Origin of the sequence: Burkholderia sp. Ed8 (genome assembly GCF_040761425.1) — a bacterium.
In the GTDB taxonomy this organism is placed as follows: domain Bacteria; phylum Pseudomonadota; class Gammaproteobacteria; order Burkholderiales; family Burkholderiaceae; genus Burkholderia; species Burkholderia seminalis.
The window spans coordinates 149,956-165,880 of the sequence record NZ_CP142887.1; the positions used below are offsets into that span (position 1 = coordinate 149,956).

The window sequence follows — 15,925 nt, forward strand, 5'->3', positions numbered from 1 at the left end:
GATGCGGCGTTCGAGGAAAGCGGCGGGGCCGGCGCGCGGCGTGAGGGGCGGCGCGACGATCGCGGCGGCCGCCGCGCTGCTCGCGTTGAGCGGATGCGTGCCGTCGGGGTTCCTGCCTTCGCTGTCGCTGCGTGCGCCGGCCGACGACGCGCTCGCGCATACGGCCGGGCCCGGTGCGAACGGCGCATGGCCGGCACCGGACTGGGTGAAGCAGCTCCAGGATCCGCAGCTCGACGATCTGGTGGCCGAGGCGTCGCGGAACAGTCCCGATGTGCAGGTCGCACAGGCGCGGTTGCGGATCGCACAGGCACAGCTTCAGCAATTCGATTCGCTGACCGGGTTGACGGGCACGGCCGGCGCCACGATCAGCCGCGCGCGGATGCCGAAGCCGGGCGACATCGCCGACGTGACGGCCGGCGGCTATCGCGTGCCGGTGCAGATCTTCGGCGATCCGAACGTATCGCCGTCGTCGATCTTCGTCGGCCTGAACTACCAGCTCGACCTGTGGGGCAAGAACCGCGCGGCGACCAGGAGCCTGATGTCGCTGCGCGACGCGGCCGGCGTCGAAGCGGAGCAGGTGCGGCTGACGCTCGCCGTCGCGATCGTCACCGTGTACTGCCAGCTCGACCAGGCGTACGCGGTGCGCGACCTGTTGCAGCAGAAGCTCGCGATCAGCCAGCGCGTGACGGCCGTGCTGCGCGAGCGCACCGCGCGCGGCCTCGACAACGCGTACGACGCGAGCGACGCGTCGATCAAGCGCAGCCGCCTGCTCGAACAGATCGCGCTGAACGACGAGCAGATCAAGCTCGCGCAACTGCAGCTCGGCGTGTTGTCGGGCCGCGGCCCGGAGCGCGGGCTCGCGCTGCAGCGGCCGCGCGTCGGCGCGTTCGCGGGCGGCGCCGTGCCCGCCAGGCTGCCGGCCGATCTGCTCGGCCGCCGGCCCGACATCGTCGCCGCGCGGCTGCGCGTCGAAGCCGCGTTCGCGAATGCCGATTCGACGCGCGCGCAGTTCTATCCGGACGTGAACCTCGTCGCGCTCGGCGGCGTGTTCGCGCTGACGCCCGCGTCGCTGTTCTCGCGCGATTCGCTCGCGGGCTCCGTCGGCCCGGCGATCTCGCTGCCGATCTTCGATCGCGGCCGGCTGAAGGCGAAGCTTGGCGCGGACGTCGCGCAGGCCGACGTCGCGATCGGGCTGTACAACAAGACCGTCGACGACGCGCTCGGGCAGGTCGCGCAGCTCGTCACGTCGTTGCAGACGTCGCAGACGCTCGTCGCGCAGCAACAGGACGCGGTCGCGGCCGCGCAGAAGATCGTGCAGATCGCGGCCGACCGCCACCGGCGCGGCGTGCTGATGCAGAAGGACGTCGATGTCGCGGATCTCACGCTGATCGACGAGCGCACGCAGATGATCGCGTTGCTCGGCCGGCAGCGGGCGTTGCGCGTCGGTCTGATCGGCGCGCTCGGCGGCGGGTTCGATGCGGGCGCAACGGTGGCGCAGGCGCCGGCCGTGCATCGGGCGCGCAGCGGGGCGGCCAGGCGCGGGGCGCCGGCTCCGGTGGCGTCTGCCGCGGCGAACCGCGCCGCGGCGGGCGCACCGTCGAGCGATGCGCGTACGGGGAGCGCGTCCCTGTCACCGGCCGCTACCGTCGCAAGTGTCGCGGCCGTGCCTGCAACCGCACCCGTGCGGCGTGACGACGCGGCGTTGCGCGGCACGCCGGTTCTGGCGCGCACGGCAGCGACGAACGCGGCGCCGGCCCCGTCGGTTACCCAGCCGATCCCCTTGTTCCAGCACGATCGACTGATCGTCACGCAAAGCGACTGATGCACCACGACAACCTTCATACCGCCGCGCCGCCGGCCGCACCGACCGATCCGGCCCTCGATGCGCGCCGCGCGACGCGCCGCAAGCGCTTCACGGTGTTCTTCGCGATCGTGCTGCTGGCCGCGATCGCGTGGATCGTTTACTGGCTGTTGAGCGACCGCTACTACGAAGACACCGACGACGCATACGTCGCGGGCAGCATCGTGCAGGTTGCCGCGCAGATCCCGGGCGCGGTGACCGACGTGCTGGTGGCCGATACGCAGGCCGTGCGCGCCGGGCAGATGCTCGTGAAGCTCGACGACACCGAGGCGTCCGTCGCGTTCGCGCAGGCGAAGGCGCAGCTCGCGCAGGCCGTGCGGCAGGTTGCGAACGCGAGGATTTCGAACACGATGTACGTCGAGGCCGTGAATGCGCGGCGCGCCGATCTGTCGCTCGCGCAGCGCGCGCTTGCCGCCCGCTCGGGCGCGTCGGTCGAGATCGTTGCGCCCGAGGAACTCGCGCGTGCGCGCGCGGCGGTGGCCGGCGCGCAGGCGAACCTCGCGGCCGCGCAGGCCCAGCTCGACGCGGCGCGCGCGCTCGGCAGCAAGCTGCCCGTCGACGAAAGCCCGGCCGTCGTGCAGGCGGCCGCGCAGTTCAAGCTCGCGTACCGCAACCTGAAGCGCACGACGATCGTCGCGCCCGTCGACGGTACGATCGGGCAGCGCTCGGTACAGGTCGGCCAGCAGGTCGGGCCCGGCGTGCCGCTGATGTCGATTGTGCAACTCAACCGGCTGTGGATCGAGGCGAATTTCAAGGAAGGGCAGATCCGCCACATGCGCGTCGGCCAGCCGGTCGAGGTCGTGTCGGATCTCTACGGCTCGCGGATCACCTATCGCGGCCGCGTGCAGGGTTTCTCGGCCGGTACGGGCAGCGCCTTCTCGATGCTGCCGTCGCAGAACGCGGCCGGCAACTGGATCAAGGTCGTGCAGCGCGTGCCGGTCGTGATCGCGCTCGATGCTCGCGATCTCGCCGCGCATCCGCTGCGCGTCGGGCTGTCGATGCGTGCGACGGTCGATACGCACGATCGCAACGGCCATGCGCTCGACAGCGAGCCGCCGACGCCGGCCGTCAGCACGCGTGTGCACGACGGTGTCGCGAGCGACGCGGAAGCGGCGGCCGCGTCGATCATCCGCAAGAATCAGTAACGGAACTTGACGATTGTTTTACGGGTGGCGCTAGTTTTACGGTGCGAAATTTGCACTCAATTGGCTGCGCGCATCCGATGAAGCCGTTCTCGATGTTGACAAGTCGACGTGCGCAGGGAACTTGCAGCAGGATGCAGTCGCTGGGTGGGAATCCAAAGTACATGGTTGTGCGATTCAGGATCTGCGAACGTGACGCACTCGGGCATTCGAAGCACTTCTGGCCGAGCACAAGGCCCGTGGGGGGGCTGCACCTCGCCGCGGAAAGCAACGTCGATCGACGCGCGCAAGCTCGAACGCGAGCTCGGCTGGAAGCCTGCGGAAACGTTCGAGACCGGCCTCGCGAAGACGGTCGACAGGTATCTCGACAATCAGGCCTGGGTCGATGAGGTCGCATCGGGCGAGTACCGCAGGTGGGTTGAGACGAACTACACAAAACGCAACTGAGGAGAGAAGCGATGGCACGTAAAGGCATCATTCTCGCGGGAGGTTCCGGCACGCGGCTGTATCCGATCACGCACGTCGTATCGAAGCAGCTCCTGCCGGTGTACGACAAGCCGATGATCTACTACCCGCCGTCGATGTTGATGTTCGCGGGCATTCGCAACGTGTTGATCATTTCGACGCCGCAGGACACGCCGCGCTTCGCGTCGATGCTCGGCGACGGCAGCCAGTGGGGGATGAACAGCCAGTACGCGGTGCAGCGGTCGCCCGATGGTCTCGTGCAGGCGTTCATCATCGGCAAGGCGTTCATCGGCAACGATCCGTCGGCGCTGATCCTCGGCGACAACATCTTCTAAGGCCACGATCTGGCGAAGCAACTCGCGCGTGCGCATCCCCAGGAAACCGGCGCGATCGCGTTTGCGTATCACGTGCATGACCCGGAGCGTTACGGCGTCGTCGAATTCGACAAGTCGTTCCGTGCGCTGTCGATCGAGGAGAAGCCGGCGAAACCACGTTCGAACTACGCAGTGGCGGGCTTGTACTTCTACGACAACCGCGAATGCGACATCGCGGCCGACATCAAGCCTTCGCCGCGCGGCGAGCTGGAAATTACGGCGCAAACTCGCGCTATCTCGACAGCGGCGCGCTGAACTTCGAGATCATGGGGTGCAGTGGAGGCGCTGTACTACATGCCGAATACGAGTCGCCGCAGCGCGCAGCACACAATATGGCCGCACCTGCTGCGCGGCCTGAAGATCGAGCGGGCCAATTAGGCGTGGGCACGCGACACGACGTACATTCCGATGGCGTGCGGCCTCGTGTATCTGACGGCGGTGGTGGACTGGGCGAGCCGCAAGGTACTCTCGCACCGGTCGCCATCACGCTGGAAGCCCTGCAGTCGAATCACTGGAAGCAGAGTTCGTCCGTTACGGGCTGCCGGACATCGTCAACACGGATCAGGGCAGCCAGTTCACGGTGGGCACGTTCACCAAGGCCGTGTGGGCTGGGGCATCCGGCTGTCGATGGACGGCAAGGGAAGCTGGCGCGATACCATGTTCGTCGAGCGGGTGTGGCGCAGCGTCAAGTCCGAGGAGGTCTACTTGAAAGTGTACGAGTCGGTCAGCCATGCTCGGCGTTCCATCGGCGAATACATCGAGTTGTACAACCGGAAACGGTGCCATGCCTGGCGGATCAGACGCCCGATGAGGCATACTTCGCGACGCTGCCTACGATCAAATCGGCAGCATGATCGCCCCCGACGTTCCACTTAAAAGTTTCAGAAAACTGTCCGAACTAGACCTCGTCTCTCAGCAGAGGATAGCTGCATAAATCTCTTAGCTATTGCCGATTGCAGGATGGATGAGGGTGGACGATTGTTAGGCCGCTCGCGGCAGCACTATCCCGCCGCTTCCATCGCCGCCGTTTGCACCGGGCACAGCCTGTTTCCACTTGAGAGCATCGATGACCGAGCCCCCTCAGAATGCTGACGATTATGACGATCTTGCCGCGCAGTATGTTTCCATGCGGCGCGTTTTGGCGCTGTTTTCTCCCTATCGTAAGCGGATCGTCGCGGTCATGCTACTTATGGTAGCCGCTTCTGCCACGGGCCTCGCAGGTCCGTTTCTGCTGCGTGCGGTCATTGATGAAGCCTTGCCACGGAGCGATATCCGACTGTTGGTCTGGCTGGTGACGGGCATGGTCCTCGTGGCGTTCCTGTCGGCTGCGATCGGCGCTGGTCAAATCGTCCTCAGTTCACGCATCGGGCAGAGGGTTCTGCACGATTTGCGGGTGCGGCTTTATACCCATCTGCAGAGCCTCTCGCTGCAGTTTTTTACCGGAACCCGTGTGGGCGAAGTTCAAGCCCGCATCGCCAACGACATCGACGGGCTGCAATCGTTGGTGACCGAAACCACGAACGACCTCGGTCGCTCGCTGAGTGCCGTCGTCATGACCGCGATCGCCATTCTGCTCCTCGACTGGCGGCTAGCAATCTTCGTTCTGGTCATCGTGCCGGGAACGGTTCTGATCATCAATCGCGTGGCCCGGATGCGCGAGGCTCTGACCTACCAGCAACAGGCGCGTGCTGCGGACATGTCGGTCGCGGTGCAGGAGACGCTGTCGGCCTCGGGGATCATTCTCGCCCGCACCATGGGGCGGGGAGAGCACTTGATACAGCGTTTCAGTCGCATCTCAGGTGACCTTGCGAGACTCGAGGTGAAGTCCCGCACCGCCGGTGAATGGCAGTGGTCGCTGATCGGGTTTGCGCTGGCTGTGCTGCCGGCGATAACCCTACTGGCGGGCAGCCTTTTGATGCAGATCGGCAATCCCCCCAGCATCGGCACGTTGGTTGCAATGATCGCGCTGCAGGAACAACTGCTTTGGCCATTCGAGCAGTTGCTGGAAATTGGTCGCGACACGCGTAAGACGCGCGCGCTGTTCGTCCGGATTTTCGAATATCTGGACAAACCGGTAGAGATCGCCGAACGGGCCGACCCCGTGACAATCCCGCGGGCGGAGATGCGCGGTGGTGTGGAGCTCGATCACGTCAGCTTCGCCTATCGCGAGGAGGGCCGTCCCGCAGTGGACGACATCAGTCTGACCATTCCGGCTGGCAGTCATGTCGCGATTGTCGGCCCGACCGGTTCGGGCAAGACGACGCTTGGTTACCTATTGGCGCGGCTCTATGATGTGGATAGCGGCGCGATCCGGTTCGATGGCATCGAGCTACGCGACTTGAGCTTTCAATCGTTATCCGAAATGCTGGGCGTTGTTTCGCAGAACCCTTATCTGCTGCATGCCTCGGTGGCCGAGAATCTGCGCTTCGCAAAGCCCGACGCTACCGATGACGAATTGTTCGCTGCCGCAAGGATCGCCCAGATTCATGGCCATATTTTATCCTTGCCTGAGGGTTATGGCACGCTGGTCGGCGAAAATGGTTACCGCTTTTCCGGCGGCGAAAAGCAGCGCCTGGCGCTGGCCCGTACGATCCTGCGCGACCCGCCGGTGCTGCTTCTGGACGAGGCGACGAGTGCGCTCGATACGAGTACGGAGCGCGCGATGTCGCAGGCGCTAGAGCGGACGTCGAAGGGGCGCACCACGATCACTATCGCGCACAGGTTATCCACTATTCGCTCTGCGGATCTGATCGTGGTGATGCAGGCGGGCCGAATCGTGGAACAGGGCAGCCACGAGCAGTTGGTGGCGCTTGATGGCGTCTACACGGTGTTGAACCGGGGCGCTTGATCGAGAGGACCGCCCGTGCCCTCTGCTGCCCCCCATCGTGGCTCAACCTCCTATCAAGTGAGGTACCAACTGAAACTTAGGGGACGCCGTGTGCGACGCTTTCGGGAAGACAACGAGGTGTCAAGCGACCACTCTTAATCTTACTGTCTCACAAACCCAGCGCCTTCAACTTGAGCCCAGCGGTAGCTTGCCCGCGCGGATTCAGGTTGGTGTCGAGCCGACTGGAAAGACACCTTGCCCTTTTTCGGGCGCTTGGGGCGTGCCCAGCTTGCCGACGGGCGTGGCTGGTCGTGTTGCGGATGCTGTTGGCTGTTTTCGATGCGATGTGCGGTGATCGATCGCAACGGCCGGTTGCATATCGTGGCCGAGACCGAGTATGGTTGGGACGCGTCCGGTTGCACCCGGCGCGTGGCAAGAACGAACTGTATCGACCGATGAGAAAGCAACCCTTGTCCCGGCCCGGGCGGCCGGCGCGCCAGAAAGAGATGTTGTTGCCGCTGGCGACCGCCAAGGTACGCGCGCTGTCGCTGGAGAACCATCTCTCCCTGGTCACGGTGCGCGGCGGTCACGGCGATTTCGAGCAGCTCCAGGTGCTGAAAGAAGAAAGCCGCCGCGCGCAAACGAAGAGTTACCTGTACGCGCAGATGACGGGTTCGGGTATCCCCATCCGCTGTTTCACCTATACGCCGGGACGTGGCGCCTGGCTTGGCGACAAGCTGTTCACCGGCATCCGTGCGGGCGCGGTCATGATGACTGATGGCTACGAACCCTACAACGACATCGCTGAGCGTCACCAACTCGTACATCTGGGATGCTGGGTTCACGTGAGACGGTACTTCGTTAAAGCGGAAGACAGCGTGCCGAAGGCAGCGCGCACACCGGATCTGCTCGCGACGCGCTTCATCAAGCTGATCGGCAAGTTGTTCGTGGCCGAAGCGCATAGTGAAACATGGTCGGCATCGCGACGAAAGCGATTGCGACGACGTTACAGCACACATGTGCTCGCAGCGATCCACACGCTGATGGTCGAGCAGTCACCCGGTGTCGCGCCGAAGAGCCTGCTCGGCAAGGAGTTGACCTATCTGCGTTCGCAGTGGCCGAAGCTCATCCCCTACGTCGAAAACGGCGACTGGCCGATCAGCAACAATCCCTGTGAAAACGCGATTCGTCCGTTCTGTGTTGGCCGCCGCGGATGGTTGTTCAGCGATACCGTCGACGGCGCACACGCGAGTGCCAATCTGTACTCTCTCGTCGAGACCTGCAAGGCGAATGGCATCGACCCATATCGCTATCTCACCTGGCTGTTCCAACACCTACCGCTGGCGAAAAGCGTCGATGACTACGACCCGCTGCTGCCATGGAAGATGCCGGCTGACCTGCGCTGATCCGTTCCCTTACCACACCTCAAGCACTCCACCGACTTACTCTGAAGGACGTCGTTCGTGGATCGCATACGCCCGATCGCCACCGTGGTGTTGACGCCGGTGATCGTCAGCATCACGCGCAATCGCGCGTCGTCGATGGTCGCTTGCGCGAGTGCTTGCTCCACCTCGCGCAGATCCTCACCGATGCGGTCCAGTTCGCGCAGCCGCCACTCAACACCGAGTCGCTCGTCCAACGGAAGTGGTTGAACGCCGAGCCAGGCACGCCCCTTCTTGCCCAACAGATCGGTGGCGGGGCATCGCTCGATCAGATGCGCGGCCAGAACCGCATGAATCTCGCTCTTCAGCCGCGTGCGCTGCCGCACCAGCTGTGAACGACGCGAGCTCTGTCGACGCAACGCTAGCGTTTGCTCGTCCGGCATCCATACTTCCGGCAGAAAGCCGCTTGCAAACAGCTGTGCCAGTACGGCTGCATCGATCTTGTCCGTCTTGACGCGAGCCTCCGCGATCAGCCGAACTTGCAGCGAATTGGCAATCGCCACGCGTGCGACGTGCCGACGAAGCACGTTGACGATGGCGGCAGTGTTGCCGGTTGCTTCGAGCACCACATGATCGGTGGCGCGCAGCTTCTCGGCAAAACGCTCGAGTTCGTCGCTTCGCAACCCGGTGCGGCCGCCTGCATGCCGCTTGCAGTCCTCCAGGTACGCGATCTCGGCCACTGAGCGCGAGACATCAAACCCCACGATTCGCAAACCGTCTCCCGTATCAGATCACTGTTGGGAGCCGGTGGGACAGCACGACAACTACGGATTCGCGCTCACGCAACCGGGCGGGTCGCAGGGGCGGCCAACTACTAACACGAACTCGCGGCTCATCGTGTAACAACGGCCTGCCCACCCGAAGTGCTCCCCAGTGCCCCTGTCCCGGATGGTCACACCACACGCTCAAACCACTCGGCGCGGAAACGCGAGGTACCGGCAATATCATGCCGGTTACGAACCCGATCGAGTCGGCATTCACGACGGTACGTCATCTCACGAAGCGCACGCGCAACTGCGTCTCACGTGCGACGTTCCTCGGCCTGACGTTCAAGCTGATCGAGTCAGACGAAGAGTTGTGGCGCAGAATCCGCGCGCCGGAGAAACTCGCGGACATGCTCGACTGACTCGTGTTTAAAGATGGCGTTCCGGTGACCAACAGCACACCGGCTCAACAACCGCTAGCCGCTTGAACATGCCGACGTCTCGTACACCAGATTTGACTTTAACTCCTCGCCTTCATTAAAGCATGTCGATGAGCCCCGCCGAGACCGCCTTGACGACCGCCTGAACCTTGTTGGTCGCGCCAAGTTTCACGAGGACGTTGTTGAGGTGAAAAGTCACCGTCCGCTCCGAGACGCTGAGGATCAGACCGATCTCGCATGCTGTCTTGCCTTCGGCGGTCCAGCAAAGCACTTCGCGTTCGCGCGCCGTCAGCGCGACGCTTGCCGGTGGCGCGAGCTTCGGCACCATGAAGCCACTCATCAACGAATGTGACAAGTTCGCGAGCCAGTGGGTCTGCAGTGTAAGCGTGTTGATTTCGGCAGGCGTTAGGCGATCCGCATGGCGAGAGATGCTCAGGAGGCCGAACGCCCCGCGTGCGGCCCAGCTCGACTGTGCGATGCCGACCGACAACCCGGCCTCCCGCGCATCCTCCCACAGCGGGCATGGCGCGACCGCGTCGATATCCGGCCAGACAATCATGTTGGTGGTGAGCGCGCCATCGCGGACCGTCGAATCGACCTCGATGTAGTTCTGTGCCTGATAGTGCGCCATCCAGCCGTCAGGATAGGTGTCGAAGATCGCGACGGTCGACTTCGACACGGGCAGCGGCACCCGGATTCCGTAACAGCAGTACTCGAAGCCTAGGCGCTTCGAATACGCGGCAATCCGCTGGAAGAGCTGCCGCTCGTTCTCCGCAGCGCTGAATTGATGGTAGGCGTCCTGCCAGCGCAGTTCCATTCGTTCTCCGGCTAACTCGCCTATCCGAGGCGAGCATCCATCCATACGCGGCAACAAGGTGCTCATGCGCGCCTTGCTTCCGCGCCTTCCGGGACCCCGTCTCACGGGCTTATTACATGCGCAAGATCCAGCAAGGGCTGCTCCAGGCGCCACAACCAAGCACTCATCGCGCTGGGCGGCCACACAGCAAGCCCTGATCGCCATCCAGCATGATGGCACCATTTATCAATCCAAGTCGGCTCCCTACGGTTTGACGAACAACGTAGGGCCCTCGGTGATTGCCGACGAATCCGATGCGGCGACCGCTAAGCCTGACTGCCTCATTTAAATATTCTAGATAATCGGTGAACGATATATGTCAGTCCATCACTTTCTTGTGACAATGGGTGTTGTTGCATAAATTAGGCGTGAGGACGAAATGATGCATTTGTTCGTGATCTCAGGCAATGCAGAGGGACTGCGGGCGGGCGAACTCAGTCATACGGTTGAGCACGCCCACGCGGACCACATCGTCAGTAGCCTGCGAGTCGATGTGTCGAGCCTACAAGCAACGGCCCGTGAGGGTCTTGAATCGGTACATCACGTTCTTGGAGAGGGAGCGGCGGTGATAGCCGCAACTCTTCTTCCATTCCCGGCGGCCGAGTCGAGCAATTGCATCGACCGCGTCGTTGCGCCATGCTGCACCAGGCACGGTCACCTTCCAATGAAACGCGCCGTCGCGCGGCGGGATACTGGGTGTCGCACCGCGTGCCGTAATCGCGGCATGACACGGTTTTGAGTCGTAAGTCCCATCGCCGCCCACGGCCTCAAGATGTTCGTCGGTCGGAACCTGGTCGAGCAATTTGGCCAAAACATCACCGTCGGCAACGTCCTGATGTGTCGTCAACGCGGCACGTATCTAAACAGTGTTCGCGTCGAGCGCGATATGGACCTTGCACCACGTGCGGCGCTTCGAGTAGCCATACTGACGGACCTTCCGTTCGCGTTCGCCGTAGATCTTTCACGCCCGCGCTGTAGACGACCAAATGCAGCGGTTCTCCGCTATGGATGACAGGCAGTTTCACCCGCAGCGTTTGTGCGCGACGGCACACGGTCGTGTAGTTCTGTACAGGCAAATCGGCGAAAGCCAGACCGCGCAGACTTTGCGCAAAGCCTTGCAAGGGGCGCAACGGCAAATGGAACACTGTGTTCAAGCCGAGCAATGCCCGAACCAGTGCATCGCTGTACAGCCGCGGACGGCCACCCGGAAATTGAGATGCCGCTGTATTTCGCTGCACAATTCAGCACAATTTCTACACGATTCGGTGCGAATTCCTCGCTTACTATGGACTCCTGATTCGGCCCGGCACGCCCGCGCGATGCGTACGCGGATGCCGTCGCGGGCGACATGCCCGGCATGCGACGCCGGCCGGATCGTCCCGCCCGGCCGCACGCATCGCCGGCACCGCTTCATCCTCGCAGTGTTTTCATGGACCAGAAGACTCATCGCCGCCGGCGCATCGTGCTGGCTACCCTTGCCGTCGTCGCGATCGCCACCGGCGTCACGCTGAAGGCCTGCGCGCCCGACAAGCATCCGCAGTACCTGTCCGCGCCCGTCACGCGCGGCGATCTCGAGAACGCCGTGCTCGCGACCGGCGCGCTGCAGGCGTTCAGGCAGGTCGACGTCGGCGCGCAGGTGTCGGGGCAATTGAAGTCGCTGAAGGTCAAGCTCGGCGACAAGGTCACGAAGGGCCAGTGGCTCGCCGAGATCGATCCCGTGATCTCGGAAAACGCGCTGCGTCAGGCGCGCGCCAGCGAAGAAAGCCTGCGCGCGCAGCAGCAATCGGCGGCCGCGCAGCTGACGCAAGCTGAACTCGCCTTCCGCCGCCAGCAGGCGATGCTGCCCGACGACGCGACGTCGCGCGAATCGTTCGAGGCCGCGAAGGCGACGCTCGACGTGCAGCGAGCGACCCTCGCGTCGCTCGCCGCGCAGATCCGTTCGGCCCGCATCCAGATCGAGACCGCGCAGGCCAACCTCGGCTACACGCGCATCGTCGCGCCGATCGATGGCCAGGTCGTCGCGATCGTCACGCAGGAAGGCCAGACCGTGATCGCGCAGCAGCAGGCGCCGGTGATTCTGAAACTCGCGAATCTCGACACGATGACCGTGAAGGCGCAGGTGTCCGAAGCCGACGCGATCCGTGTGAACGCCGGCCAAACCGCGTATTTCACGATCCTCGGCGAATCGGATAGGCGTTATTACGGCAGGCTGCTTGCGATCGAGCCGGCGCCGAAAAACTATGCCGCCGCGCAAAGCACGCTTGGCGGCGGTGCAGGTGGCAGCGTCAGACCGAATGTCGCAGTGTTCTACAACGCGCTGTTCGACGTGCCGAATCCCGAGCACCGGCTGCGCATCGCGATGACCGCGCAGGTCGGTATCGTGCTCGGCAACGCACGCAACGCGCTGAGCATTCCGGCCGCCGCGCTCGGCGAGAAACGCAAGGACGGCACCTACGCGGTGCGCGTGCTGCGCGCCGACGGCAGCACGGAGACGCGCAGCATCCGCATCGGCATCAACAACAACATGCGCGTCGAGGTACTGGCTGGCCTGAAGGACGGTGAGCGTGTGGTGATGGGCGAAGCGTCGGCGGACGAACGCGTACCGCTGTCGGACGTGGTGTAACGATGCGCCGCTCCCTGCTCAAACTCGCCGCCGTCACGCGGCGCTTTCCGGCCGGCGACAAGGAAGTCGTCGTCCTGAACAACGTCAACCTGTCGATCGACGCGGGCGAGATCGTCGCGATCGTCGGCGCGTCGGGCTCCGGCAAGTCGACGCTGATGAACATCCTCGGCTGCCTCGATCACCCGAGCGAAGGCACGTACACGGTCGGCGGCCGCGACACGCACATGCTCGACAGCGACCACACGAAGGGCGCCCCAGAGCGATTATCGATCGTGCATGGGATGCGCAGTTGCGACTGTGCCGGCGATATCGCAAGCTCGCGGCCCGCGGCAAGAATGCCAACATCGCGATCGTCGCAGTCGCTCGCGAATTGGCCGGCTTCATCTGGGACATCGCCCGACTCGCGATGGCGCTTGCATTGTCGCGCGACATGCAGTCCGCATGAGACCGGCGACATGTTGATATCGACGATACGATGAACTGATCATGGAGGGAGTTTCCTGAAGGCGGCGTAGCCCGGTATTCGAGCAATCCGCGTATATCAGTGTGATCCACCGTTGAGCATTACTGCTACGGCGGCATCAGGAAATTCGAACACCTATAGAAAGAGTTTGAAAACAGATCGCGCTTGACACGGAAAGTCAAATTAGTGGCAAGCCGGGCACTAGCGCGGGGCACTAGCGTCGGACGAGTTCAAACGCCCATGAAAGCGTAGTTTAGACAGTCAGATGAATGGGACACGCGGGATTGAGATAGCGCTGCCTGTCGACTTTATGTTCGTCAAGTTCGAATGTTTGATGTGCTTACAATGGCAAATTTATTAATATGACGACCTTCTTTTGACTATCTTCGACTCCTGGATGCGGCAACCATTGCTGCATATTTTGTTGACAAATCAGAATTTTTTTTGCCATTAATAGCTTATAGTATTTATTGCTCCATGGCTAACATTCCAACGGAATTATTGAGAACATTTGTCAAGGTCGTGGATCTTGGGAATTTCACCCGCGCAGGAGAAGCTATTGGGCGCTCCCAGTCGACTGTTAGTCTGCAAATACAACGGCTAGAAGCACTGCTTGATGTCGAACTCTTTGTTCGTGGAATGCATCGCCTAAAACTTACAGATGAGGGAGTAACACTGTTGAATTATGCAAGAAGAATATTATCTCTCAATGACGAAGCGGTCGGCAGATTGCGCCCCTCAAATGTTGCAGGATCCATACGAATGGGAGCTCCACATGAGTACAATGCTGCACTTCTTCCAGCAATTCTTGGGAAATTCTCAAAAGATTACCCCAACGTGACACTTGAAGTTGTATGCGATTTAAGCAAAAATTTGTTAGCACGTCAAAAAAAAGGACAGCTCGATATTGTCATCGCGCTGCATGAAGACACCACCCAGTCGGGCATAAATGTTGTTACTGAACCATTAATATGGATTGGGGGGGTTGAGAGCCAAGATCGCAATTTTCATCCATTACCTCTGGTGGTCGCACCTCAGCCTTGCATTTATCGAAGTATAATCGTCGAAACCTTGCAGCGCACCAATATCAACTGGCGATTTTCGTTTGTTAGTTCCAGTTACTCCGGAATTATCGCGGCAGTGCGCGCTGGCCTAGGAGTTACGGTACTGGCTGCCAGCACAATCCCCGAAGGAATAGTTAAATTGGGTGCGAGTCAAGGATTGCCAGAGCTGGGCAACGTGGAAGTGCGCGTGCACACACAGTCAGGGAAATCAAGTGATGCAATTCAATGCTTAATTGAATACTCCATTCAAAACATAAAAAATAGTCGATGATTAAAGTCGTATTCCCCGTGCGGTGGATGACGTCGCGGAATTCACCCATCAGCGCACAGATCAGGCCGATTCGGTCCGCTTCAGAAAGTCGGAATTCCCCAATTAAAAGTGGAGCGGAAATTAGACAGGATTCGTCATCGATCCAGTCCAAACAGCCAGGAATACTCGATAATGCACATACCCATCAGCTATGTAGAGGCCACCGTCTGCGCTGAACGTGAAATCCAGCATCACCTCGCCGAAGCCGCGTCACAGACGCGTGGCAGCTACGCGGCCCACATACACCTTGGAGCCGCCATCGGCGCGTTCGACCTCTGGCGACGCCTCACGGTCGAACTGGATGCAGACGAGACCTATATATCGGATACGAAACGCTTGGCAGCGCTCTTGCGCCTTGCTTCATTGTCCGACTTCCTCGACGGACTAAGGTAAAGAAGACGTAAGCCGTCAATAAACGACGCCCTACCAACGGTAGGCAGAAGGTCAGATGCTAAGTGTCCGCGTGGACACATGCACTCAGACCGTGATGACCGAAAAACAAGACCTTCGAAGCAGACTGGTGGTTGGCCGCCGACGGGATGGGCGTTGTCACGTTGACGGCTGTGGTCGCGTAAGATGGGGCGATGAAACCGAAACCGCTTTACCACGGCCATCGATTCCCCGCTGCGATCATCAGCCAGGCGATGCGCTGGTATTTCCGCTTTCAGTTGGGCCTACGCGACATTGAGGAACTGCTGTTCGAGCGCGGCGTGATCGTCAGCTCCGAGACGATCCGCCGCTGGTGCGACAAGTTCGGTCCGGCCTTCGCCTGTTGCGTCAAGGTTGCCCGGCGCAAGCCGGGCAGCACCTGGCATCTCGACGAAATGGCGGTGACCCTGCGCGGCGAACCTTATCTGCTGTGGCGCGCCGTCGACGAGCACGGTGTCGAACTTGATGTGCTGTTACAGAAGCGGCGCGACAAGGCTGCTGCCAAACGGTTCTTCCAGCGAGTGCTGCGTACCTGCCCGGTACCGCGAAAGATCGTCACCGACAATTGCGCAGTTACCCGGCGGCCATGGCCGATATTCCCGAACTCGCCCACGTCAAGCACGTGTTCGTGAAGGCCGCTGCCCGCGTGAACAACCGCGCCGAAAACAGTCATCAGCCGCCCCGCGAACGCGAGCGACGCATGCGGGGATTTTGCGACCCGACACGCACTCAGGCTTTCCTCGAGAGCTTCGGGCTGATCCGTCAGCACTTCGCCCTGAAGCGGCATCAGTTGCGTGCCTCGCTTTATCGCAAACACCTTGCCGTACGCTTCTCGACGTGGCGTGAATTGACCGAGGTCACCCAGAATCGGTCTGCCGCATGAAACATGCGGGTCGAGCTTGCGCCCGTTGTGAACATACTCCGC

9 protein-coding genes and 9 pseudogenes are annotated in these 15,925 nt (G+C 61.9%); 15 read left to right on the forward strand and 3 right to left on the reverse strand.

Features of this window, described 5'->3' with window-relative positions:
* Position 1 precedes the first annotated feature (1 nt).
* The 7 genes and pseudogenes from VXM69_RS32280 to VXM69_RS32310 all read left to right on the forward strand — a co-directional run.
* Positions 2 to 1,822 (forward strand): efflux transporter outer membrane subunit, encoded by a 1,821-nt coding sequence (locus VXM69_RS32280; protein ID WP_367190238.1) that lies wholly within the window; start codon positions 2 to 4, stop codon positions 1,820 to 1,822.
* Entirely contained in the window at positions 1,822 to 3,006 is a 1,185-nt protein-coding gene (locus VXM69_RS32285; protein ID WP_367190239.1) for an HlyD family efflux transporter periplasmic adaptor subunit, read from the forward strand. Before VXM69_RS32280 ends, VXM69_RS32285 begins: the two co-directional genes overlap by 1 nt.
* A 270-nt stretch (positions 3,007 to 3,276) precedes the next feature.
* Positions 3,277 to 3,450: pseudogene (locus VXM69_RS32290) on the forward strand (dTDP-glucose 4,6-dehydratase); the annotation flags it as partial.
* Between the two features lie 11 nt (positions 3,451 to 3,461).
* Positions 3,462 to 4,114 (forward strand): annotated as a pseudogene (rfbA, locus tag VXM69_RS32295) (glucose-1-phosphate thymidylyltransferase RfbA); the annotation flags it as partial.
* 136 nt (positions 4,115 to 4,250) lie between these two features.
* Positions 4,251 to 4,718 carry an integrase core domain-containing protein gene (locus VXM69_RS32300; protein ID WP_367190382.1) on the forward strand — a complete coding sequence of 156 codons (468 nt, stop codon included), beginning with the start codon at positions 4,251 to 4,253 and terminating at the stop codon, positions 4,716 to 4,718.
* 190 nt (positions 4,719 to 4,908) lie between these two features.
* Complete coding sequence (locus tag VXM69_RS32305) at positions 4,909 to 6,690, forward strand: ABC transporter ATP-binding protein (RefSeq protein WP_367190240.1); 1,782 nt, start codon at positions 4,909 to 4,911, stop codon at positions 6,688 to 6,690.
* A 587-nt stretch (positions 6,691 to 7,277) separates the two neighbouring features.
* A pseudogene (locus VXM69_RS32310) lies at positions 7,278 to 8,075 on the forward strand (IS66 family transposase); the annotation flags it as partial.
* Here the strand turns inward: VXM69_RS32310 and VXM69_RS32315 are convergent.
* The gene (locus tag VXM69_RS32315) at positions 8,030 to 8,815 is read right to left on the reverse strand and encodes a transposase (RefSeq protein ID WP_367190241.1); all 786 of its coding nucleotides are present in this window, start codon (positions 8,813 to 8,815) and stop codon (positions 8,030 to 8,032) included. The pseudogene VXM69_RS32310 and the gene VXM69_RS32315 overlap by 46 nt on opposite strands.
* Positions 8,816 to 9,066: 251 nt before the next feature.
* Between VXM69_RS32315 and VXM69_RS32320 the strand changes: the two are divergent.
* Positions 9,067 to 9,303 (forward strand): annotated as a pseudogene (locus tag VXM69_RS32320) (IS256 family transposase); the annotation flags it as partial.
* A 49-nt stretch (positions 9,304 to 9,352) separates the two neighbouring features.
* Here VXM69_RS32320 and VXM69_RS32325 read toward each other — a convergent pair.
* Positions 9,353 to 10,072: an autoinducer binding domain-containing protein gene (locus VXM69_RS32325; RefSeq protein WP_367190242.1), complete on the reverse strand. Its 720-nt coding sequence runs from the start codon at positions 10,070 to 10,072 to the stop codon at positions 9,353 to 9,355.
* 10 nt (positions 10,073 to 10,082) lie between these two features.
* Here VXM69_RS32325 and VXM69_RS32330 point away from each other — a divergent pair.
* A pseudogene (locus tag VXM69_RS32330) lies at positions 10,083 to 10,316 on the forward strand (IS110 family transposase); the annotation flags it as partial.
* A gap of 195 nt (positions 10,317 to 10,511) precedes the next feature.
* Here the strand turns inward: VXM69_RS32330 and VXM69_RS32335 are convergent.
* Positions 10,512 to 11,313 (reverse strand): annotated as a pseudogene (locus VXM69_RS32335) (IS5 family transposase); the annotation flags it as partial.
* Positions 11,314 to 11,540: 227 nt separating this feature from the next.
* Between VXM69_RS32335 and macA the strand changes: the two are divergent.
* The 6 genes and pseudogenes from macA (at position 11,541) to VXM69_RS32365 (ending at position 15,883) form a co-directional block, all read left to right on the forward strand.
* On the forward strand, positions 11,541 to 12,734 hold the full coding sequence (gene macA / locus VXM69_RS32340; RefSeq protein ID WP_367190243.1) for a macrolide transporter subunit MacA: 1,194 nt from the start codon (positions 11,541 to 11,543) through the stop codon (positions 12,732 to 12,734).
* 2 nt (positions 12,735 to 12,736) lie between these two features.
* Positions 12,737 to 12,973, forward strand: a pseudogene (locus VXM69_RS32345) (ATP-binding cassette domain-containing protein); the annotation flags it as partial.
* Positions 12,974 to 12,987: 14 nt separating this feature from the next.
* Positions 12,988 to 13,179: pseudogene (locus VXM69_RS32350) on the forward strand (IS110 family transposase); the annotation flags it as partial.
* A gap of 495 nt (positions 13,180 to 13,674) precedes the next feature.
* Positions 13,675 to 14,532 (forward strand): LysR substrate-binding domain-containing protein, encoded by an 858-nt coding sequence (locus tag VXM69_RS32355; RefSeq protein WP_367190244.1) that lies wholly within the window; start codon positions 13,675 to 13,677, stop codon positions 14,530 to 14,532.
* Positions 14,533 to 14,703: 171 nt separating this feature from the next.
* A complete protein-coding gene (locus VXM69_RS32360; RefSeq protein ID WP_367190245.1) occupies positions 14,704 to 14,964 on the forward strand; it encodes a hypothetical protein in 261 nt (86 codons plus the stop codon).
* Between the two features lie 191 nt (positions 14,965 to 15,155).
* Positions 15,156 to 15,883 (forward strand): annotated as a pseudogene (locus VXM69_RS32365) (IS6 family transposase).
* Positions 15,884 to 15,925 lie beyond the last annotated feature (42 nt).

Bases quoted from the DNA above. Each gene is read 5' to 3' on its own strand.
- VXM69_RS32280 (WP_367190238.1), top strand. From the start codon at position 2: ATGCGGCGTTCGAGGAAAGCGGCGGGGCCGGCGCGCGGCGTGAGGGGC.
- VXM69_RS32285 (WP_367190239.1), top strand. From the start codon at position 1,822: ATGCACCACGACAACCTTCATACCGCCGCGCCGCCGGCCGCACCGACC.
- VXM69_RS32300 (WP_367190382.1), top strand. From the start codon at position 4,251: ATGGCGTGCGGCCTCGTGTATCTGACGGCGGTGGTGGACTGGGCGAGC.
- VXM69_RS32305 (WP_367190240.1), top strand. From the start codon at position 4,909: ATGACCGAGCCCCCTCAGAATGCTGACGATTATGACGATCTTGCCGCG.
- VXM69_RS32325 (WP_367190242.1), bottom strand. From the start codon at position 10,072: ATGGAACTGCGCTGGCAGGACGCCTACCATCAATTCAGCGCTGCGGAG.
- macA (WP_367190243.1), top strand. From the start codon at position 11,541: ATGGACCAGAAGACTCATCGCCGCCGGCGCATCGTGCTGGCTACCCTT.
- VXM69_RS32355 (WP_367190244.1), top strand. From the start codon at position 13,675: ATGGCTAACATTCCAACGGAATTATTGAGAACATTTGTCAAGGTCGTG.
- VXM69_RS32360 (WP_367190245.1), top strand. From the start codon at position 14,704: ATGCACATACCCATCAGCTATGTAGAGGCCACCGTCTGCGCTGAACGT.